The sequence below is a fragment of the Qipengyuania qiaonensis genome (genome assembly GCF_019711515.1).
Classification (GTDB): domain Bacteria; phylum Pseudomonadota; class Alphaproteobacteria; order Sphingomonadales; family Sphingomonadaceae; genus Qipengyuania; species Qipengyuania qiaonensis.
The window spans coordinates 524607-545335 of sequence record NZ_JAIGNO010000001.1; the positions used below are offsets into that span (position 1 = coordinate 524607).

A 20729-nucleotide genomic window follows, 5' to 3' on the forward strand; every position below is an offset into this window, starting at 1 on the left:
CGACTTACACGCCCTTGGGCGTGATAGCTGGCGTGCTTGCCCGGGCGCGCTGAGCGCCCAAGGGACCGATCACCGCTCCAGACCTTCGCAGCCCCCGAGTTACGCCGATGTCCATGCTCCGCAACCCGAGCACGAAATATTCGCCCTTTCCGCAAGTGCCTCTTGTCGACCGGCAGTGGCCGAGCCGCACGATCACGGCGCCACCCCGTTGGTTGTCGACCGATTTGCGCGATGGCAACCAGGCCATTGTAGACCCGATGGACGCGCACAAGAAGCGGCGCTTTTTCGACCTGCTCATCGAAGTCGGCGTGAAGGAGATCGAAGTCGGCTTTCCCAGCGCCGCCGCGACGGAGTTCGATTTCATCTCGGATCTCGTCCAGTCGGGCCGAGTACCCGAAGACGTGCTCGTACAGGTGCTTACCCAGAGCCGCGAAGACCTGATCCGGACCAGCTTCGCTAGCCTGGCGGGCGCGCGGGCGGCCATCGTACACCTGTACAATGCCGTAAGTCCCGCTTGGCGAGAGGTCGTATTCGGCATGACCAAGGACCAGGTCCGCGAAATCGCAGTAAACGGCGCCAAAATTATGCGCGACGAGGCCGGAAAGCAGCCGGATACCGACTGGCACTTCCAATATAGCCCGGAAACCTTCTCGACCGCCGAACTCGATTACAGCCTCGAGGTCTGCGAGGCGGTGATGAATGTCCTCGCCCCCACCCCAGATCACCCCATCATTCTCAACCTGCCCGCGACGGTCGAGGCGGCGACACCCAATATCTACGCCGATCAGGTCGAATACTTCATCCGCAACCTGCACAATCGCGATAGCGCGGTGATCAGCCTGCACACGCATAACGATCGCGGTACCGGCGTCGCCGCGGCTGAACTGGCGCTGATGGCAGGCGCCGACCGTGTCGAGGGCTGCCTGTTTGGAAATGGAGAACGCACCGGCAATTGCTGTCTCGTTACAATAGCGCTTAATATGTACACTCAAGGCATTGATCCAGCTCTTGATTTTTCCGATATCGACCGAGTTATCGAAACCGTCGAGTACTGCAACGCGCTACCGGTGCATCAGCGTCATCCCTATGGGGGCGAACTGGTCTACACGGCATTTTCCGGCAGCCATCAGGATGCGATCAAGAAAGGGTTCGCTGCGCTGGAAACGCAAAACGATCCGCATTGGCGCGTGCCCTATCTGCCGATCGATCCGGCGGATCTGGGTCGCAGTTACGAAGCGGTCATCCGCGTCAATTCGCAATCCGGCAAGGGCGGTTTTGCCTGGGTGCTCGAACAGGACAGGGGTCTCAAACTGCCCAAAAGGATGCAGGCCGACTTCAGCCCGCATGTCCAGCGGATGGCCGACAAGCTAGGCCGCGAACTGAACGCTGCGGATATCTGGGATGCATTCAAAACCGCCTATCACGTTCACACGGAGGACAAGCACTTCCAGCTCGTGGATTACGAGGAACGACGCGCCAGCGATGGAACGCGCCTTTTTACCGGCACGATCGCGGTTGAAGGCCAGGAGCAGACCGTATCTGGGCGGGGCAACGGCCTTATCTCATCCGTGTTGACGACGGTGGAAGATGCGTTCGGCCTAAGTCTGGAAGTGGTCGATTACACCGAGCACGCACTTACTTCCGGACGTGACAGTCGAGCCGCCGCCTATCTGGAATGCCGCACGGCGGACGGAAAAGTAATCTGGGGTTGCGGCATAGACGAGGACGTTGCGACGGCAAGCGTAAGGGCGGTGTTGAGCGCCGCAAATTCGGGCATCGGCCCTGCCTAGCGCACGGCGATAAGAGTAGAACTCGAACGATCGCGCACGGACGACCCTGCAAAGTGGCGCATGTGCTGTGCATGGCGGATACAATTGCGACCGGCTGCCTTCGCCGAATAAAGGGGTCCGTCAGCAGCCTGCATCGCCATCGAGGAACTACAACGTTCTGAAATTTGAGCTATTCCTATGCTCATGGTGATGTTGAAATGGCCACCGTCATTGTCCGTCATGGCGGACCGCAGGATCGCGAGCCGGAGACGCTCGCAGATGATCGACAGGGTCTCGAGAGCTGACCCGCACGCAATCAAGCCGAACTCTTCTCCGCCCAGTCGCGCGAAGAAGCAATCGTCGGTGGTGTTTTCGCGCATGATCTGTGCGACCTGCTTCAATACCTTGTCACCCACGGCATGGCCGTAGGAGTCGTTGACACGTTTGAAATGATCCAGGTCGATCAGCGCGAAGCCGAAAGGCTGCTCGTCGGCAAACTCGAGTTGGGCTTCCGGCACGTCGAGGAATGCTCGCCGGTTCGGCAAGCCCGTCAGCACGTCGGTCCGGGCTTCCCATGATATCTGAATTTCGTTGAGTTTGCGCTCGGTCACGTCACGAATGGTAACAACGAAAGTGGAAGCTTGCTTCTTGGACGCATCTACCGCCCGCAACTTGGCCTTCAGCCATCGGGTCTGCCCACTCCGTTCCACGGAACGTTCGATGATTTCCGTGTGCCCCCGATAATGCGCAGCGGAAACGAGAGCGCTGGCAACAATCTCCTTGTCAAACTCGCTGAAAAAAGCCGCAAGAGGCAGACCTTCGACGATTTCGAGACCGCTAAGGCGGGTCGACGCCGGTGATGCGAAACGGATCGTCCCTTCGCGATCCAGATGCAACAATGCGTCGTCGGAATGGTCTGCGATCAACCGTTGCATGGCCTCGCGATCAACGAGTTCTTCCATGAAGCGCTGTCGCTGTTTCAGAGCAACGGCCAGCGGGAAAGATATCAGCAGCAGGACGCTAAGATAAAATTGCAGGAACAGGGCCTTCTGCCACAGTGCAAGGTGGAGTTGCGCGAAAACGCCGACGTCCATTGCCAGCGAAACGGCAGCACACACCGTTATGTTGAGCACGGTCACCGACGCGCCGAAGCGACCGAAGCAAAAACTCGCAAGAACCAGTGGTACGATGGGCAAGAAAAGTGTTGGGACAGTGGATTGCAGGAATGCGACGGCTGAGATGGTGAGAGTCAGGAGGACAATGCCGAAGAAAGGCAGAAGCCGCCCAGGCCCTCGGATCGGCTCGGGGATCGGCTGCCGGTAAGAGGCGAGCAGCAGAGCCAGCGGCAGAACCAGAAGCGTGCCCAGGCCGTGACCGACTCCCCATGAGAAGGCGTGTTCCAGCCAGTTGCCGCCAACGACCTGCATAACCACGAGGCTGCCGGGTATCGCAGCGGCAAAGGGCCCGGCCAGGCCGGCGAGGAAGCCAAGCCAGACTATTCCTTGTTCGCTGTCGACGTAATCGCGTTCCGGCCGGAAACGAACCAGCAGCCACGCTATAAACCAGGCTTCGAAGATATTGATTGTGGCGAGCGGGAAAGCCCATTCGGGCCCGAGACCGAATACACTTGTTGCCAACGTACTCAAGCCGACGAGAAGCACTGCTGTGCCCAGATGCCGCGACTGTGGAACCGAAAGAAACAGGGCTGCAGCGATCGCCGTTCCTGGCCAAACCAACGCCAATCCACCGGCAAAGCGGGTCCAGAAAATCGTGAAGCACGTAACGCCGAAAAACAATGTCCCGTACACGAAGATCCGTGTCGCTGGATGCATCTTCTGTTGTGCGGCTGCCATGGCATCCATCTAGCCGGTCAGTGTTAACCTCGCGACGGAAGCCAGCTCCGCAAAATCCCGTAGATCGGGCCAATGCGCCGAAGAGTTCGAACACTGCCCGATGACGGCCGATGACCTTCAGCTGTTAAAGGAATTGGTCAAATGGACGCGGTTCGATCTTTTCTCGACGAGCGAGTTGCAGGACATTTTCAAACGGAGCGCGGCACCTTCAATTTTGCTTGTCAGCAACGCGTCGCATGTGTTCCATCGGGCCTGCGTGAGCATAACGACGCGCAAACAGGCTTAGGCCAAAACGGGAGAGGATACGCAGTCGATGACCGAGAATATACTGGAGCCCGATCTGCCGATCATCGATCCACACCACCATTTGTGGGACCTAAGGCCGCTGATCCCCGCTTTTCCCGAACCGCGGCACGACTTCATTGAAGCAATTGCAGGGGCCGCCTATTACACGTTCGACGAACTGTACTCCGACATTCAAAGCGGCCACAAGGTAGTCGGTACCGTCTACATGGAATGCGGCGCATTTTACGATGCCAGTCGGGACGAAGCGATGAAACCGGTGGGCGAAGTCGAGTTCGTCAACGGGGTCGCAGCTCAGGGCGCAAGCGGGCTTTACGGAAATTACCGCCCCTGTGCCGCCATTGTCGGTCATGCAGACCTGACTTTAGGCGATGCGGTCAAACCGGTTGTCGAAGCACTGATTACCGCGGGCAATGGCCGTTTCAAGGGCATTCGCCACGCCGCAGCCTGGGATGCCGATCCCGCAGTCCTCGGCCCGCCATTCCACGCGCCGCAGGGACTTTACGGAGCCGATGCATTCCGCACGGGTTTTGCCGCCTATACAGAATATGGCCTGACCTTCGATGCATGGATCCTGGAACCGCAGCTCGATGACGTGATCGAATTAGCTCGAGCCTTCCCGGACCAGCAGATCGTGCTCGACCATTGCGGAACACCACTCAATATCGCCAGCTATCGTGGCAAGCTACACGAACGTTTCGACATTTGGCGCCGATCGATCCACGCGCTCGCAGAATGCCCCAATGTCGTGGTAAAGCTCGGCGGCCTTGCGATGGCTTTCTGCGGTTTGCCCGAAGACGGCCCCGCCAAAGGTCACGGGTCGGAACATCTTGCAAGCCTATGGCGTCCGTATGTCGAGACATGCATCGAGGCGTTCGGAGCGAACAGGGCCATGTTCGAATCGAATTATCCCGTAGATCGTTGGGGCGCGAGCTATCCGGTGCTGTGGAATGCTTTCAAGCGCCTCGCAAAAGACGCCAGTGACGAAGAGAAGAACGCGCTCTTCGCCGGCACGGCGGCGCGCATTTACGATATCGAGCACGTACTGCCTGTTGCTTGACGTTTACGTAACGTCACCCTCGACAAGCGCATGAAGGGGCCATACCCGTCGCCGATCACACGAGAGAGGAGCCCTCCTGCCATGACCCTGCCCGCCCCCTTCGACAAGCTGCGTCTGCCGGTCATCGGCTCGCCGCTATTCATCGTCTCGGGCCCCGAATTGGTCATCGCGCAGTGCAAGGCAGGAATCGTCGGCGCTTTCCCGGCTCTCAACGCCCGCCCCCAAAGCCAGGTCGACGAATGGCTTCACCAGATCACGGAAGAACTTGCGGCGCATAATCGCCAGCATCCCGACCGGCCGGCGGCGCCCTATGCAGTCAACCAGATCGTCCACAAGTCGAATGATCGGCTCGACGCCGATATGGCGACTTGCGCCAAATGGCAGGTGCCGATGGTCATAACCTCGCTGGGCGCGCGCGAGGAAGTGTTCAACGCCGTCACAAACTGGGGCGGGATCACCATGCACGACGTGATCAATGACCGGTTCGCGCGCAAGGCGATCGAAAAGGGGGCTACCGGGCTCATCCCCGTGGCCGCGGGTGCCGGGGGGCATGCGGGCGTTCTCAGCCCCTTCGCGCTGATGCAGGAAATCCGCGAGTGGTTTGATGGCCTGATCGCCCTTTCGGGATCGATTGCGCACGGTCGCTCGATCCTTGGCGCCCAGGCGCTGGGGGCCGATTTCGCTTACATAGGTTCGCCCTGGATCGCGGCGACGGAAGCCAATGCCGACGAACGCTACAAACAAGCTATCGTCGAAGGCCGCGCCGATGGTATCGTCTATACCAATCTGTTTACGGGGGTTCACGGCAACTATTTGCGTTCCAGCATCGAAGGGGCGGGTCTCGATCCGGACAACCTACCTGTCAGCGATCCGAGCAAGATGAACTTCGGTAGTGGCGGCAATACCAAAGCCAAGGCCTGGAAGGACATCTGGGGCTCGGGACAGGGCATCGGTACAGTGACGAAGAGCGCACCGGTCGAAGAAACCGTATCTCGCCTCGAACGAGAGTATGTCGCGGCAAAGGAGGCGTTGAACAGGCTGGTTGCCTAGCTAGCCCGCGCGTATCGCACCCTTGTCATTCGGTTGGCATGATCGGGCTCGAGCTGGACGATAGTCGCGTCGTCGAGCGAGAACTCCCTGGCGGATTCCGGCATTCCAAACCCTACCAGTTCGTGCGCGACGCTGGCCGCGACATCTGTTGCTTCACGATCCGCGCCGCACAGGTCCGCGTCGATCGTGAATTCACTGCCGACAAAGAACGCCAGGCCGTTGCTGCGGATGCTCCCATCGGCGGAGCGACGCAGCGCAAACAGACCCGGCGCGGGAAACTGCCCGCCTCGAAGCCAGACATCGACCGCCTCCACAAAAGTAGGCGGTGAGACGGCCGAGCGTGCAGGCGTCCAGCAGATTGCGCGCACACTTGCGAACTTCGCTGCAAGTTTCGCCGCAAGGCCCAGCATGGTCCGGACGACCGGCAGCGTGTTCGCTCCTTCCGCAACATGCGGGCTGGGAAAAAGACCGACGGCTTCGCAGTCGATCAGATCGTCGGGAGCCCGCTCGACAAAGTGCTCGATAGCCGGTGGGACAATCCAAGGACCCGGGAGCAAGCCAAGAAGATCGAATGCCAGACCATCGATGAGTATCTCCAACGATCCCTCGGAAGGGAAGGCCAGAGATGCTGAATCAGAAACATGCGACGAAGCGGCGGGCACAGGATCGTGTCTGACAACGGCCCGAGGAATATCGGACAATGCGGCCAGCACCGCCTTGCGACCGGGCCTGCCGCCCTGTTCGAACATCAGCAAAAGACCGGGCAATTCCGATCTACCCGGATCGCCCGTAAACACTTGATCGGTCAACGAATCTGCCCCCAACTGATCGCTTGCGGGTCATGGCGGCAATCGGGCGATCCGTCGAGCCTCGATGCGCATCGAGCAGGAAAAAACGCTAGAAGATGCCTTGCCGGATACCTTCGGCCAGCGCCGCGCCAAGTTCCGAAGCCCGATCGAGTTCGCGAGCGCCGACGGTTTTCGGGGCCAGGATATCCTCGCGCTCCTGCGCGTCGGTTTTGACGATCCACGGATCGCTAACGCGCTTCAATCTCCATCCAGTGGCGATGCGATCGATCTGCCGCTGGGCGCCCTCGCCATCCGAACCGGCGGCGATGATCGTGGCAAATGAGCGCCCTTCGATCCGGCCGAGTACGGGGTAATAGCAGCGGTCGAACATCTCCTTCATCTCCCCGCTCATGCTCGCCAGATTTTCGGGGCAGCAGAACAGATAGCCGCTGGCCATCAACAGATCGTCCGGCACGACATCGCTCGCGCGCATGAGAACCCCGCCCTCGCCCGCGCCGTCCGCGGCCGCCTGCGCCAGCTGTTCGCTCGTGCCGGTACGGCTGTGCCAGATGATCAGCAGCGACGGTTTTGCCATGCCGCACAATCGCCAGCGCCTGTCGATTGTCAATGTGCGCACCTTTCGTTGCGGGACGCGAAAGACTATTGCCGATCCATGGCATCGCACGCCCTTTCCCCCGTCTTCGGTGTTTCCAACTCGCTGACAGGCCGCGCCTGGCACTGGCGCGGCGGCAACATGGAACTGGGGAACAGGCCCGCGTTGGGTGACGACATCGTTCGCCAGTTGCTGCTGTCGAGAGGCGTCGCGCCGGACGATATCGAGCGCCATCGCACCCCGACACTACGGAATTTCCTGCCCGACCCATCCCTGTTCCGCGATATGGACACGGCCGCCGACCGGATTGCCCAGGCGGTCATCTCGGGCGAGAAAATCACCATCTACGGCGATTACGACGTCGATGGGGCGACCAGTTCCGCCCTGCTGATCCGTCTCCTGCACGATCTCGGGGTCGAGGCGGGTTATTACATCCCCGATCGCCTGCTCGAAGGCTACGGCCCATCGGGCGAAGCCCTCGTCAAACTGGGCGAGGAAGGCTCGAGCCTGATCGTGACCGTCGATTGCGGCGCGATGGCGCATGAAGCACTGGGCGCGGCACACGAAGCGGGCATCGACGTGATCGTGGTAGACCACCACAAATGCGCGGCAGACCTCCCAAAGACGGTGGCGCTGGTCAATCCGAACCGATTGGACGAACAGGACGAAGCCGCATCGCACGGGCATCTCGCCGCCGTCGGTGTGGCGTTCCTGCTTGCGATAGCGCTTGTAAGGACACTGCGCGAGCGGGACCATTTCGTCGACCGCAAGGAACCCGACCTGCTGGCGCTGCTCGACGTTGTCGCACTCGGCACCGTGGCCGACGTTGCCGCATTGCACGGACTCAACCGGGCCTTCGTTGCGCAAGGGCTCAAGGTCATGGCGAGACGCGACAATATCGGCATGTCAGCGCTGATCGATGCCAGTCGCCTTAAGCGGGCTCCGGCATGTTCCGATCTCGGCTTCGCCTTGGGTCCGCGCATCAATGCGGGCGGTAGAGTCGGGGAATCGACATTGGGGGTGCGCCTGCTGACAACCCACGATGCGGACGAGGCCCGCGAGATCGCGGCACAGCTTTCCGCACTGAACGATGAGCGCCGCGCCATCGAAGCGGCCGTGCAGGAGGCGGCCGAAGAACAGCTTGCATCGCAACACAATCGTGCGGTGCACCTGCTGGCGGGGAAGGACTGGCACCCCGGCGTAATCGGCATCGTGGCTGGCCGCATCAAGGAGAAGACCGGCAAACCTTCGCTGGTCATCGCGCTCGATGGTGAAACCGGCAAGGGCTCTGGCCGCTCGATCGCTGGGGTCGATCTTGGTGCCGCGATCATCCGAGCTCGAGACGAAGGTCTGCTGATTGCCGGCGGCGGACACGCCATGGCAGCCGGGCTGACCGTCGCCAGCAACAGGATCGACGACCTTGCCGACTGGCTCGACACAACGCTCGAGGGACAAGTCGCCCGCGCCTCGGCGAGTCGCGAACTCTCACTCGATCTCGCGGTCTCGCCTGGCGGATTGACGCCTGAACTGGTCGACGCGCTCGAAGGTGCCGGGCCGTTCGGCGTCGGCTGGCCTGGCCCTCGCGTTGCGGTCGGTCCGGTTCGGCTGGTCAAATGCGACATAGTGGGAACCGATCACGTTCGACTGATAGCCGCAGGAGACGATGGCAAGACCTTCAAGGGAATCGCCTTTCGCGCTGTTGACAGCGAAATGGGGCAAACGCTGCTCCACTCGTCGCGCGGCCGGAAACTCTGGCTCGCCGGCCGCGTAAAGATCGACGATTGGGGCAGCAGGCCGCAAGCCGAACTCCACCTCGAGGACGCAGCCTGGGCGGATCGGTGAAAATGCGTGCATTCGAGGGTTGACGGCCCGAGGCCCCGCGCCTAATTGGCCCGCCACGCCACCGACCCGCAATGCGGGTGTGGCCCGTTCGTCTAGCGGTTAGGACGCGGCCCTTTCACGGCTGAAACACGGGTTCGATTCCCGTACGGGTCACCATGGTGGCGGTATTGCATTGGCAATCCGCACAAAAGCGCCACTGATGTGGCCCGTTCGTCTAGCGGTTAGGACGCGGCCCTTTCACGGCTGAAACACGGGTTCGATTCCCGTACGGGTCACCACTTCCACATATAGAGAAACAAATCGGGTGGCGCGCATAGCTGCACGTCGCTAAGCGGCGCCCACAATGAGCGAGCGAAGGTTTCCATGGTCGGGATTCGTACTGGCGCTCGTCGCCTGCACGATCCTTGCGGCGCTTGACGTGGACCTCATATATGTCGGGTCGGTCCTTATCGTCTGGATCGGATCGTTGTATCTCGTCGCGGCTCGCCCGCCGCAGGCCAAGGTGGCTCCCGCGGGCCCCGCGTTCACGCGCGACAACATGGCCGACCTCTTCGAACAGTCCGAAACGCCGGTAGTCATCACCGAACGCGATCGGGTCGTGATCGCGAACCTTTCGGCTCGCACCCTGCTTGGCGGCCATATCGTCGGCCAGGATGTGCGCATGGCATTGCGCCAGCCCGAAGCGGTCCGATTGCTGGAGAGAGATGCCGAAGGCGGGGCGGTCGTACGGGGCCTGACGCGTCGAACGGATATCTGGAAGATCAATCGCAAAACGCTTCCCGGCGATCTTGCAGTTATCGAATTCGTGAACAAAACAGCCGAAGCTGACATCTCCCGCGCGCATACCGATTTCGTGGCCAATGCAAGCCACGAATTGCGCACGCCGCTGGCCTCGATCATCGGCTATGTCGAAACCCTGCGCGAAGATGTCGAGAATCTCGACCCGCCGATGGCGGACAAGTTTCTCGGCACGATCCAGCGCGAGGCAAGGCGATTGCAAGAACTCGTCAGCGACCTTATGTCGCTGTCCCGCATCGAAGCCGAAAAGCACGACCTTCCTAGCGATACAGTAGAATTCGCCAGGCTGGCGGAACGCGCCGCCAACGATGCTGCCGGTGGTGAACGGTCGGACCTGATCGATTTCGAGGCGGCTGACGAATTCGCGGTCCGCGGCGATCAGCAGCAACTCGAACAGCTGGTGCGCAATCTTGTGGACAACGGCTTCAAATATGGCGCGCCAGGCCAGCAAGTGACCGTGAGGCTGCATCCAAAGGGAGAAAACAGGGTCCGCCTGACGGTGACCGATCGGGGCGAAGGCATCGCAGCCGAGCATATCCCGCACCTTACGCGACGCTTTTATCGTACCGATCCCGGCCGGAGCCGGGCGTCGGGCGGAACCGGTCTCGGCCTTGCTATCGTGAAGCATATCGTAGAACGTCATCGCGGCCGTCTGGACATCGACAGCACGCTTGGTGAAGGCACGCGCGTTACGGTGACCCTGCCTATCGAGAAGAGCAGCGAAATCGCTTGATCTACAATCCGCGCTGGCTCGGTCATCGATGGTAGGGCAGGCAGTATTTTGCACATCGACTGTCACTTTAATGTAATTTATTGGTCATAATGCGGTCGCTGATTAGCAATCTCCACGTCAACGGATAAGCTTCGATGGCCCCCGCCCTCCGCATCCCCGCGGCCGCCGCGTTCTGCTGTTTTTCGATACATCCTCTATTTGCACAGGAGGCCGATCTTTCGGCGGAAGACCTGTCCGCCTCGCGCACGCAGCCGCTCGCCGCTACTGATGCCGACGGGACAGATACAGCCAAAACTGACGCGGCGACTGGCGTAGAAATAGCTGAGTCTGAGCCCGCCCGGGACGATCTGATCCAAGAGGACAGTTGGAGCTTCGAGCCGCGCGGCCGCCTTATGTTCGATGCGGGCTTCACCGATGTGCCGGATGCGGCAGGTGCGAGCGAAGGCTTCGGCAATGAGCTGCGTCGGGCACGCCTCGGCGCATCCGGCAACATTCCCGGCGGCTTCGGCTACAAGTTCGAGTTCGATTTTGCCGGCGACGAAGTCCAGGCGACAGACGCCTATCTGACCTACAGCGATGGTCCGCTGGAGATTATCGTCGGCCAGCACAACAATTTTCAGTCCCTCGAAGAACTGACCAGCAGTCTGGATACGACCTTCATCGAACGAGCCGCTTTCACCGACGCTTTCGGTTTCGAACGCCGGCTGGGCGCTTCGGCAAGCTATTCAAAGGGAAACTTTCTTCTACAGGCAGGTATTTTCACCGACGATCTTGAAGATATGTCGAGCAAGAACCGCAGTGCCGATGCCCGCGTGGTATTCATGCCAAAATCGGGCCCTGCCCAACTGCATTTCGGCGCGTCTTTCCACTACACCCATCTCGACGATCCAGCCTCCAGCCTGCGGTACCGTCAGCGTCCACTGGTTCATTTCACCGCTGAACGATTTGTCGATACCGGAGACCTGGGTGCCGATAGCGAAAGCGGTTTCGGACTCGAAGCCGCCGCTATTGCCGGCCGTTTCCACGTCGCCGCGGAAGGTTTTTGGCAATCGGTCGACATAGCTAGCTCGTCCAGCGATCCGGCATTTTTTGGCGGGTATTTGGAGGCAGGCCTTTTCCTGACCGACGATACGCGTGGATATGGCGGCGGCAAGTTCGAGCGCACCAAACCGAGCCGCCCGGTTGGCGATGGAGGTCCGGGGTCGCTTCAGTTCAATATCCGCTACGACCATCTGGACCTCAATGATTCGGGGATCCTCGGCGGCGTGCAGGCCGGCTATCTCGCGTCGCTGATCTGGAAGCCGACTGGCCATACCGCCCTAATCGTGAATTATGGCCGCCTCCAATACACCGATGCGGTGATCGCGACCGCGACCGGCGATACCTTCTATGGGGTCGATGCCCTAGGCTTGCGGGCTCAGATCGACTTTTGATCCGGCCGATAGGCGCACAGGTCAATTTTTTGTCGCAACCATGTAACATTGAGGCGCTTTGGCGCCGCTAGCAATCAATCCAAGGGGCTTTTCATGACCAAGACCAAATCCCTCATCTTCGCAGCGGTTTCGGCCTGTGCTCTTGCTGCCTGCGGCAGTGCTGGTGGCGATGCTGGTTCGCGCGATTCCATCCGCGCTGTCGGATCCTCGACCGTCTTTCCCTTCGCCAAGGCGGTATCGGAGGCGTTCGTCCGGTCGAACCCCGATTTCAAATCGCCGATCATTGAATCGACGGGCACTGGCGGCGGATTGAAACTTTTTTGCGCTGGCGTCGGTGCGAACACACCCGACATGACCCATGCGTCGCGCCGCATGAAGGCAGCTGAATTCGCGGACTGCCAGGCCAACGGCGTCACCGACATAGTGGAAATACAGGTCGGCCTCGACGGGATCGCGTTCGCTTCCGCCAAGGGTGGCATTACCATGAACCTCACCCCCAAACAGGTCTACGAGGCCTTGGCCACTTCGCCCTATGGAGGGGAACAGACCACCAAGAACTGGTCGGATGTCGATCCTTCGCTCCCGAACCAACCCATTCTCGTATATGGCCCGCCATCCACCTCCGGCACGCGCGACGCTCTCAAGGAACTGGTGCTGGAGGTCGGCTGCACGACCAATGCTGATATGGAAGCGCTCGAGGAAACCGACGAAGATCGGTATGCCCAGCTTTGTACCGAAGTTCGTTCGGATGGTGCCTATGTCGATCAGGGCGAGCAGGATAATCTGATCGTGCAGAAGATAGAGGGCAATCCGAATGCTGTAGGTATCTTCGGCTACAGCTATCTCGAAGAGAATGCCGACAAGGTTCAGGGGCTCAACATGAACGGTGTTGCCCCGACCTATGAAAACATCTCGAGCTTCGAATATCCGGGAGCGCGCCCGCTCTACGTCTATGTCAAGAAAGCGCATCTCGACGCGATCCCCGGCCTGAAGCAATATCTGGCCCAGTGGACCACGATGTGGGCCAGGGATGGGGAGCTGGCAAAGATTGGTCTTGTCGCATCGCCCGACGACGTTATGGCGACCAATCAGAAGGCGGCTACCGAGTTCACAACGCTCGACGGCGCGCAGCTCAAATAAGGTCTGAAAGCACACTATGTCGCCAGCTATCCTGCTTCTCCTGGCCCTCGGGCTCGGGCTCGCCGGATGGTTGGCGGCCCGGGCGCGTGCCTGGGCTTTCCGGCGCGCGAGCCCCGATGGCAGGCTGCCAAGCCTGCCCAACTACCACGCGTGGTATGTCGCGCTGTGGATAGTCCTTCCCGTGCTCGCATTCGTCGCCCTGTGGAGTGCGATTGCTCCCGGCCTGGTCAGCCAGTCGGTGCTTGCAAGCCCCGCCGCCGCGGACCTGCCCGCCTTTGGATTCCAGCGGCAGACGATGCTCAACGAAGCGCGCGCCGTCGCCACCGGCGCGGCACCTGCGGTATTCAACCCCGAGGCCGCCGGTCTGGTCGAGCCCTATCGCGAGGCCTTGTCGCACTACAACCTCATCGGCATTGTCGTGACGCTGCTCATCGCCTTCCTGGGCGGTGTATGGGCTTTCCTGCGCCTTAGGCCCGATTTCGCGGCCCGCACCAAGGTAGAGCGGATCGTTATGGCGATTCTGCTCGGCGCATCGCTTGTCGCCATCCTAACCACCATCGGCATCCTCGCCAGCCTGGTCTTCGAAACGATCCGCTTCTTCGGGATGGTTTCGCCTGTGGATTTCCTGTTCGGCACCCACTGGGGTCCAGACCCCATGGCCAGCCCCGAAAACCCCGACAGCAGCCGCTACGGCGCAGTCCCGCTGTTCTGGGGAACATTGTTCATAGGCGCGATCATAGCGATGATAGTCGCCATCCCTCTCGGATTGATGAGCGCCATCTATCTGACGCAATACGCCAATCCGGCGTTGCGCAGGTGGATCAAGCCTGCTCTCGAAATTCTCGCTGGCGTGCCGACCGTAGTCTACGGCTATTTCGCCGCGCTTACCATCGCCCCCGCTATTCGCGATGTCGCGCTCTCGCTAGGCGCCACAAACCCGTCGAGCGAGAGCGCTCTAGCGGCCGGTCTCGTAATGGGTGTGATGATTATTCCTTTCGTGTCATCCATGGCGGACGACAGCATAGCCGCTGTACCACAGGCTATGCGCGATGGCAGCCTGGCTATGGGGGCGACAACCAGTGAAACGATCCGTCGCGTACTCGTCCCGGCTGCCCTGCCCGGCATCGTGGCGGGCATCATGCTCGCCGTAAGCCGCGCGATCGGCGAAACGATGATCGTGGTGATGGCCGCCTCCACGGCCGCCAACCTCTCCGGCAATCCACTCGAGGCGATGACCACGGTAACGGTGCAGATCGTTGCCATGCTGACCGGCGAAGGCAGCTTCGACCACCCCGCCACGCTGAGCGCATTCGCTCTCGGCTTTGTGCTGTTCATGGTTACGTTGGGGCTAAACTTCATCGCGCTCAGCGTCGTCAAGAGGTACCGAGAAGCTTATGAGTGAGCGTATCGCCCCAACGCGTACGACTGCCTTCGAGGCAAGGCTTAAGAAGCGCTATGCTGCGGAACGGCGGTTCAAGGCACTCGGTCTGACATCGATCCTTTTTTCGGTCGCGGTGCTGGTCTTTCTGCTCGGCACGATGACCTTGAACGGTATTGGCGGTTTCCAGCGTGTCGAGCTGGAAGTGCCGATCGATTTCACCCAGGCCGGGATCGCCGCCGACCCATCGACCATGCAGCAGCCAGGGGCCACGCAGGCGCTGGAAGCGCAGGGGCTGCGGGATGTGGTCCAGTTTTTTGCCGAAGAGCATCTGGGCGACGAAGCCGCCTCTCAGTTTGGCAGTCAGGCATGGCGCGATGTGGCTGATGCGATCGCAGCCGATCCGTCAATCCTGCGCGGAGAGGCAAATTTCTGGCTCCCGGCATCCGCTGGTCTCGCTTCGGGATATCAGGGCGAAGGGTCATCGGAAATGCAGGCCTTGGCGGCGCAGCTGTCCGAGAAAGGTCTGATCGCCAAGAATTTCGATCCGGGCTTCCTCTCCCGTTCGGACGCGACGGATCCGCAGCAAGTGGGGATCTGGGGCGCGCTTAAGGGCTCGATGTTGACGATGATCGTCACTCTTCTGCTCGCCTTTCCGATCGGCGTCCTCGCGGCGCTCTACCTCGAGGAATATGCACCCAAGAACCGGTGGACGGATCTGATCGAGCTGTCGATCAACAACCTTGCGGCGGTCCCCTCGATCATCTTCGGCCTGCTCGGCCTGGCGGTTTTCCTGACGATGTTCCCGAACTTGCGCTCGGCGCCAGTTATCGGGGGCATGACGCTGGCTCTCATGACCATGCCAGTCATCGTCATCGCCGGGCGCAATGCGATCAAAGCCGTGCCGCCCAGCATCCGCGACGGCGCCCTGGCAATCGGAGCATCGCCCGTGCAGGTGGTGTTCCATCATGTGCTACCACTCGCCCTGCCCGGCATTCTCACGGGAACGATCATCGGTATGGCACGCGCACTTGGGGAGACCGCGCCGCTGCTGATGATCGGCATGCGCGCCTTCGTTGCGACGCCGCCCGATGGCTTCGCCTCGCCCGCAACGGTGCTCCCAATGCAGATATTCCTGTGGTCGGACGAAATCGACCGCGGTTTCGTAGAACGCACCAGCGCGGCGATCATCGTGCTATTGTTGTTCCTGCTCGTGATGAACGGGCTCGCCATTTACCTGCGTAACAAATTCGAGAAAACCTGGTGACCGTAGTCCACGACAACCTCGAGAAGACCCAAGCCAAGATGAGCGCCAAGAGTGTCTCTGTGTTTTACGGAGACAAGAAGGCGATCGATGAGGTCTCGATCGACATACCTACCGAATATGTCACGGCTTTCATCGGCCCGTCCGGCTGCGGCAAATCTACTTTTCTGCGCACGCTCAATCGGATGAACGACACCATACCGTCCGCTCGGGTCGAGGGTGAGATCGATCTTGACGGGCAGGACATCTATCGGTCCGGCATGGACGTGGTTCAACTGCGCGCCCGCGTAGGGATGGTGTTCCAGAAACCGAACCCCTTTCCCAAGTCGATCTACGACAACATCGCTTACGGCCCCAAGATTCACGGTCTTGCCGAAGGCAAGGACGAGCTCGACGCAATCGTCGAAAAGTCTCTCAAACGCGCCGGCTTGTGGGAAGAGGTCAAGGATCGCCTACAGGACAGCGGAACCGCGCTTTCGGGCGGACAGCAGCAGCGCCTATGCATTGCGCGCGCCATTGCCGTAGACCCTGAAGTCATCCTGATGGACGAACCCTGTTCGGCCCTGGACCCCATTGCGACGGCAAAAATCGAGGAACTGATTGCCGAGCTCAACGGTCGCTATGCTATCGTGATCGTTACGCATTCCATGCAGCAAGCCGCGCGGGTCAGCCAACGCACTGCCTTTTTCCACCTAGGAAAGATGGTGGAGTATGGTCGTACTTCTGACATATTTACCAATCCGCACGAACAGCGCACGCAGGATTACATTACTGGGCGCTACGGATAAGGTCATGAATCCCATGCAAGAACATACTGTAAAGGCCTTCGACGAAGACATCACCCGCCTCCGGGGCCTCATCGCAGAAATGGGTGGGCTTGCAGAAGCCGCTGTCGAACGTTCACTCGAAGCCTTGGTTAAGGGCGACGACGACCTTGCCGACCAGGTCATCAAGGGTGACAAGAAGATTGACGCGCTGGAGACCGAGATCGACAAGCTCGCCGTACGCATTATTGCCCTGCGCGCGCCTATGGCAGACGACTTGCGCGAAGTTATCGCCGCGCTCAAAATTGCCGGCGTGGTCGAACGGATCGGCGACTATTCGAAGAACATCGCCAAGGCGAGCAAGCAGATCGGTGGCAATCGCAAGCAGTTCGAGCCGCTCACGCTACTGCCCGCAATGGCTGAGGTAGCCGCCGAAATGGTCCATGATGTACTGACCGCCTATGCCGCGCGCGATGCCGAACTCGCCCGCGAAGTCATCGCGACCGACGAAAAGGTAGACGCGTTCTATAATTCCATTTTCCGTAATCTAGTCAGCCATATGGTTGAAAATCCTTCGACCATTTCGAGTGCCGCGCAAATGCTTTTCATAGCTCGCAACCTGGAGCGGGTTGGCGATCATGCGACTAATGTTGCGGAAATGGTGCATTTTGCGGCAACCGGAAACTATCCTCCCGACGAAGACAGTTGACACAAAACTGTAGTGCAGAGGTCATAAAGCCGTGCCGACCGAGATAGAGAACTCCCGGAAAGGCCAGGATTTGCACGCCGCCAAACTATTGCTGGTAGAGGACGATCCGGCCCTCTCCGAGCTGCTCGAGTATCGCTTCAACAACGAAGGCTACCAGGTCCGCACGACCTCGGATGGCGACGAAGCATTATTGCTGGCCGCTGAGGACGTTCCGGATTTGGTGATTCTCGATTGGATGATCGAAGGCACCAGTGGGATCGAGGTTTGCCGCCGGTTGCGCCGCGACAAGGAAACGGCTCACGTTCCTATCATCATGCTCACTGCGCGCGAAGCGGAGGATGACCGCGTTCGGGGCCTCGATACTGGTGCCGACGATTACCTGACCAAGCCCTTCTCTCCTCGCGAACTGTTGGCCCGGGTATCCGCCGTAATGCGCAGGATCCGCCCCGCTCTTGCTGGTGAAAGCATAGAAGTGGGTGACATTACGCTCGATCCGGTGGCGCATAAGGTTACGCGGCGTGGCCGCACGCTGCAGCTTGGCCCAACCGAATATCGCCTACTGAAGTTTTTCATGGAAAGCCCGGGTCGGGTGTTCAGTCGGGGCCAATTGCTCGACGGCGTATGGGGCACCGAAAGCGAGATCGAATTGCGCACGGTCGATGTGCATATCCGCCGACTGCGAAAGGCGATCGAAATCGACGGCGCGAAGGATCCAGTGCGTACAGTGCGGAGCGCGGGTTACTCGCTCGAGGCGTGAGCATCGTGTTCAGCACCGAAACAGGCGCAGTCGTTTAGCGTTCCTCCCATTGGAGAACGCCGATGTTCGCTAAGCCCGTTGCCGCAATCCTCGCCTGCTGCTGTACGGCTGCCATATTCGCATGCATTCCGGCAGTTCAGGACGACGAAGAGAGTAACGGCGGAGTTGCGTCCGCAGAGGGATATGCGCCATCCAGTGGCACGCCCGTTGCCAGCAGTCGCGAGATCGACGGCAAGTGGGACATAGTCAGGTTCGACGGGTATGAGCCGGCGAGGCTGTCGGGCGCGACGCGGGTAGCTTTTGCAGATTTCACCGAACGCGGCGTCGCACTAAAGATCGAATGCAACTCTTCTGGCGCTACGGGCACGGTAGTGGATGGAACGTTCAAACCTCAACCAGGTGACCGCATCCAGACCCTCATGGGCTGCGGGCCGGAGCGCGAGGCGCGCGACGCAGCACTCTTTGGATTCTTCGACAAGTCTCCAAGCGTCAGGCGCCTGCCAGACGGCAAGCTCCTGCTTAGTGCAGAGGGTGAAGAGCTGGTACTTCAGCGACCCGATCAGCGGCGGCTGGACTTCCTTCCTCTTCCCGGTGATCTTACCGGCGAATGGCGATTGATCGGCGTTACACGCTATCTGGAAGGCAATGGTTATGCCGGGATCGGCTTGTCGGATGTCCCAGGTCGCATCGTTTTCTCGGATGGGCAGGCGGGCTATACACGCTGCCCGCAGTATGATTTCGGCTACCGCTACACCGAAGAAGGTAGGCTCCTGAAGATTTCCGGCCCTCCCGCACCGGAGCTGCCGGAAGCCTCCTGCGCCGAACTTTCCGAACCACGACCGGGCTCAATCGATATGCCGGTGCAATGGGATGTCATGAGTGTCCTTCATGCCAGTCCGCTGGTCGAATGGGCGGGAGATCGGGAGATCCTCCTCTCCAACGATAATATCGGACTCGTTCTTTCGCGCGCGCAATGCGGTTCCCGGGAGCAGTCCGACGATCACTCCAAAACGCGTGAAGTGGATTGCGCCTAGCCGCGCTAGCGACAGACGCCGCGCCAGCGCGGGCTCATGTCGAAATGGAAATGGTCGGCATGCGCTGCATTGTAGTCGGGCGACAGGACCGTGGCGAAACTGCTGCAGGCGCCATCGCGAACTTCGCGCAGAAAGCTCGCCTTGTCGCCCCCGCCCGTCCAATCGCGTAGAACGCTGATGCGCGTGCCGTCTTCCAGAACGAATCCAGCGATATCTATGGCATTTGCCGTTGCGTGCTCGCTCCAGGGCCCGGAGTTCCGACCGTAGAGGCGACGGCACGAATAGGCGCCAAGGTGCTCTATTCGCGACACTTCCGAACGGAACTTTGCTTTGGCTGCTGGCGCCACCACATCGCGCTCCCACAGCAATAGCGCTACGGAAGCAGGGCAGGTGACAGGCGGCGTTCCGGGTATCAGGGGAAACGAGTTGAGCAGCGTACGATCCTCACGGCGGCATGCTCCATCCCCGGCAGGTTCGAGTGCTTGATACGACACATCGCTGCGGTCTAGCACTGCCCGACACATCGATATGTCGTTGCGTAGAGCCAGCAGCTTGGCCTCGATCGCCCATCCCGTGGGATCGCGCAGGTCCAGCGGAGCCCATGGGTCATGTTCTGGATGTTCGGAAAGCCATACGCGCCCTGTCAGCAGGACAGCAGCGCCTATGAGGAAAACCACCAGTCGTCGATCGCCGGAAAATCTTCCGATCTGCGTCGAGATGGCAGGCTTCACAATCCGTTCTCCAGCAATTCGGCCAGTATGACGACCGAAATCAGCAGAAAAACCGATCCGATGGCACGATCGATCCAGCGGCGCGATGCGCTATTTTCCATCATCCGCGCGAGCCGCTTTCCAGCCCCAATATAGAGCCCTCCGATAGGCAGATCGAGGAACAGCGCCACGACTGCAAGAATAACGATCTGAGGACCGACCGGCGACTGCGCGTCGACGAATGGCGGGATGATGGCGATCATGTAGATCAGCGACTTTGGATTCCCTACGGCAATGAATATCCCGTCGCGAAAAGCGTGACGCGAGGGTTGGCGCACAGGTTCGAACGTGTCCTCATCGGTATGGAAGGAATGGCGGATTGCCTGAAAACCAAGCCACGCCAGATAAGCAATCCCTGCAAAGGCCAGTACGCGGAACGCTAGCGGATAGGCGGCGGCAAGCGTGCCGAGGCCAAGACCAGCCAGCACCCACCACACGATGTAGCCGATCTGCATTCCCAGTAGAGCAGCCCAGCCCGAGCGTGCACCGCGCCAGATCGTTTGCCCGAGGACGAATAGCATCGATTGGCCCGGCACAAGACTGGTCGTAGCGGTCACCAGGGCGAAAGCGATGAGCTTCTCGGCATCGATCATCGACGGGGTGCCTAATCCAGGTAATGGTTCGGGAAAATGATCCTTGAGTTTGCTTATGGATGCGCGCGCATACTCGCA

At 60.2% G+C, this 20729-nt stretch carries 18 protein-coding genes and 2 tRNA genes; 15 read left to right on the top strand and 5 right to left on the bottom strand.

The features are described 5' to 3' along the window. The first annotated feature begins 107 nt into the window (after window positions 1–107). A complete protein-coding gene (gene leuA / locus K3174_RS02560) occupies window positions 108–1790 on the top strand; it encodes a 2-isopropylmalate synthase (protein WP_221555319.1) in 1683 nt (560 codons plus the stop codon). On the opposite strand, the gene K3174_RS02565 is transcribed toward leuA, so the two are convergent. Then, window positions 1787–3631, bottom strand: a complete 1845-nt coding sequence (locus K3174_RS02565; RefSeq protein WP_221555320.1) for a sensor domain-containing diguanylate cyclase — start codon at window positions 3629–3631, stop codon at window positions 1787–1789. The two genes, leuA and K3174_RS02565, sit on opposite strands and share 4 nt — an antisense overlap. Window positions 3632–3935: 304 nt before the next feature. On the opposite strand from K3174_RS02565, the gene K3174_RS02570 reads away from it, so the two are divergent. Both K3174_RS02570 and K3174_RS02575 read left to right on the top strand, forming a co-directional pair. Continuing rightward, window positions 3936–4985 (top strand): amidohydrolase family protein, encoded by a 1050-nt coding sequence (locus K3174_RS02570; RefSeq protein ID WP_221555321.1) that lies wholly within the window; start codon window positions 3936–3938, stop codon window positions 4983–4985. An 81-nt stretch (window positions 4986–5066) separates the two neighbouring features. Then, a complete protein-coding gene (locus tag K3174_RS02575; RefSeq protein WP_221555322.1) occupies window positions 5067–6035 on the top strand; it encodes an NAD(P)H-dependent flavin oxidoreductase in 969 nt (322 codons plus the stop codon). On the opposite strand, the gene K3174_RS02580 is transcribed toward K3174_RS02575, so the two are convergent. Further along, window positions 6032–6844, bottom strand: coding sequence for a hypothetical protein (locus K3174_RS02580; RefSeq protein ID WP_221555323.1), 813 nt, complete (start codon window positions 6842–6844; stop codon window positions 6032–6034). The genes K3174_RS02575 and K3174_RS02580 overlap by 4 nt on opposite strands. Window positions 6845–6932: 88 nt before the next feature. After that, window positions 6933–7418 carry a flavodoxin family protein gene (locus K3174_RS02585; protein ID WP_221555416.1) on the bottom strand — a complete coding sequence of 162 codons (486 nt, stop codon included), beginning with the start codon at window positions 7416–7418 and terminating at the stop codon, window positions 6933–6935. 78 nt (window positions 7419–7496) lie between these two features. On the opposite strand from K3174_RS02585, the gene recJ reads away from it, so the two are divergent. From recJ to K3174_RS02645, 12 genes are all read left to right on the top strand, one after another. Next, window positions 7497–9278, top strand: coding sequence for a single-stranded-DNA-specific exonuclease RecJ (gene recJ / locus K3174_RS02590; protein WP_221555324.1), 1782 nt, complete (start codon window positions 7497–7499; stop codon window positions 9276–9278). A gap of 81 nt (window positions 9279–9359) precedes the next feature. Further along, window positions 9360–9434, top strand: a tRNA-Glu gene (locus K3174_RS02595). 47 nt (window positions 9435–9481) lie between these two features. Beyond that, a tRNA-Glu gene (locus tag K3174_RS02600) sits at window positions 9482–9556 on the top strand. Between the two features lie 65 nt (window positions 9557–9621). Then, complete coding sequence (locus tag K3174_RS02605; RefSeq protein ID WP_221555325.1) at window positions 9622–10809, top strand: sensor histidine kinase; 1188 nt, start codon at window positions 9622–9624, stop codon at window positions 10807–10809. Window positions 10810–10943: 134 nt separating this feature from the next. Next, window positions 10944–12242 (top strand): OprO/OprP family phosphate-selective porin, encoded by a 1299-nt coding sequence (locus K3174_RS02610; protein WP_221555326.1) that lies wholly within the window; start codon window positions 10944–10946, stop codon window positions 12240–12242. Window positions 12243–12335: 93 nt separating this feature from the next. Then, window positions 12336–13382, top strand: coding sequence for a substrate-binding domain-containing protein (locus K3174_RS02615; protein ID WP_221555327.1), 1047 nt, complete (start codon window positions 12336–12338; stop codon window positions 13380–13382). Between the two features lie 16 nt (window positions 13383–13398). Then, a complete protein-coding gene (pstC, locus tag K3174_RS02620; protein ID WP_221555328.1) occupies window positions 13399–14784 on the top strand; it encodes a phosphate ABC transporter permease subunit PstC in 1386 nt (461 codons plus the stop codon). Beyond that, the gene (gene pstA / locus K3174_RS02625; protein WP_221555329.1) at window positions 14777–16027 is read left to right on the top strand and encodes a phosphate ABC transporter permease PstA; all 1251 of its coding nucleotides are present in this window, start codon (window positions 14777–14779) and stop codon (window positions 16025–16027) included. The genes pstC and pstA overlap by 8 nt, the downstream gene beginning before the upstream one ends. A 38-nt stretch (window positions 16028–16065) precedes the next feature. Next, a complete protein-coding gene (gene pstB, locus K3174_RS02630) occupies window positions 16066–16812 on the top strand; it encodes a phosphate ABC transporter ATP-binding protein PstB (protein WP_221555417.1) in 747 nt (248 codons plus the stop codon). 13 nt (window positions 16813–16825) lie between these two features. Next, entirely contained in the window at window positions 16826–17497 is a 672-nt protein-coding gene (gene phoU, locus K3174_RS02635; protein WP_221555330.1) for a phosphate signaling complex protein PhoU, read from the top strand. Between the two features lie 70 nt (window positions 17498–17567). Continuing rightward, complete coding sequence (phoB, locus tag K3174_RS02640; protein WP_221555418.1) at window positions 17568–18254, top strand: phosphate regulon transcriptional regulator PhoB; 687 nt, start codon at window positions 17568–17570, stop codon at window positions 18252–18254. A gap of 62 nt (window positions 18255–18316) precedes the next feature. Then, a complete protein-coding gene (locus tag K3174_RS02645; RefSeq protein WP_221555331.1) occupies window positions 18317–19288 on the top strand; it encodes an META domain-containing protein in 972 nt (323 codons plus the stop codon). A 5-nt stretch (window positions 19289–19293) separates the two neighbouring features. Here the strand turns inward: K3174_RS02645 and K3174_RS02650 are convergent, their stop codons facing one another. Both K3174_RS02650 and K3174_RS02655 read right to left on the bottom strand, forming a co-directional pair. After that, on the bottom strand, window positions 19294–20019 hold the full coding sequence (locus tag K3174_RS02650) for an extensin-like domain-containing protein (protein ID WP_221555332.1): 726 nt from the start codon (window positions 20017–20019) through the stop codon (window positions 19294–19296). Further along, a complete protein-coding gene (locus K3174_RS02655; RefSeq protein ID WP_221555333.1) occupies window positions 20016–20651 on the bottom strand; it encodes a LysE family translocator in 636 nt (211 codons plus the stop codon). The genes K3174_RS02650 and K3174_RS02655 overlap by 4 nt, the downstream gene beginning before the upstream one ends. Between the last annotated feature and the right edge of the window lie 78 nt (window positions 20652–20729).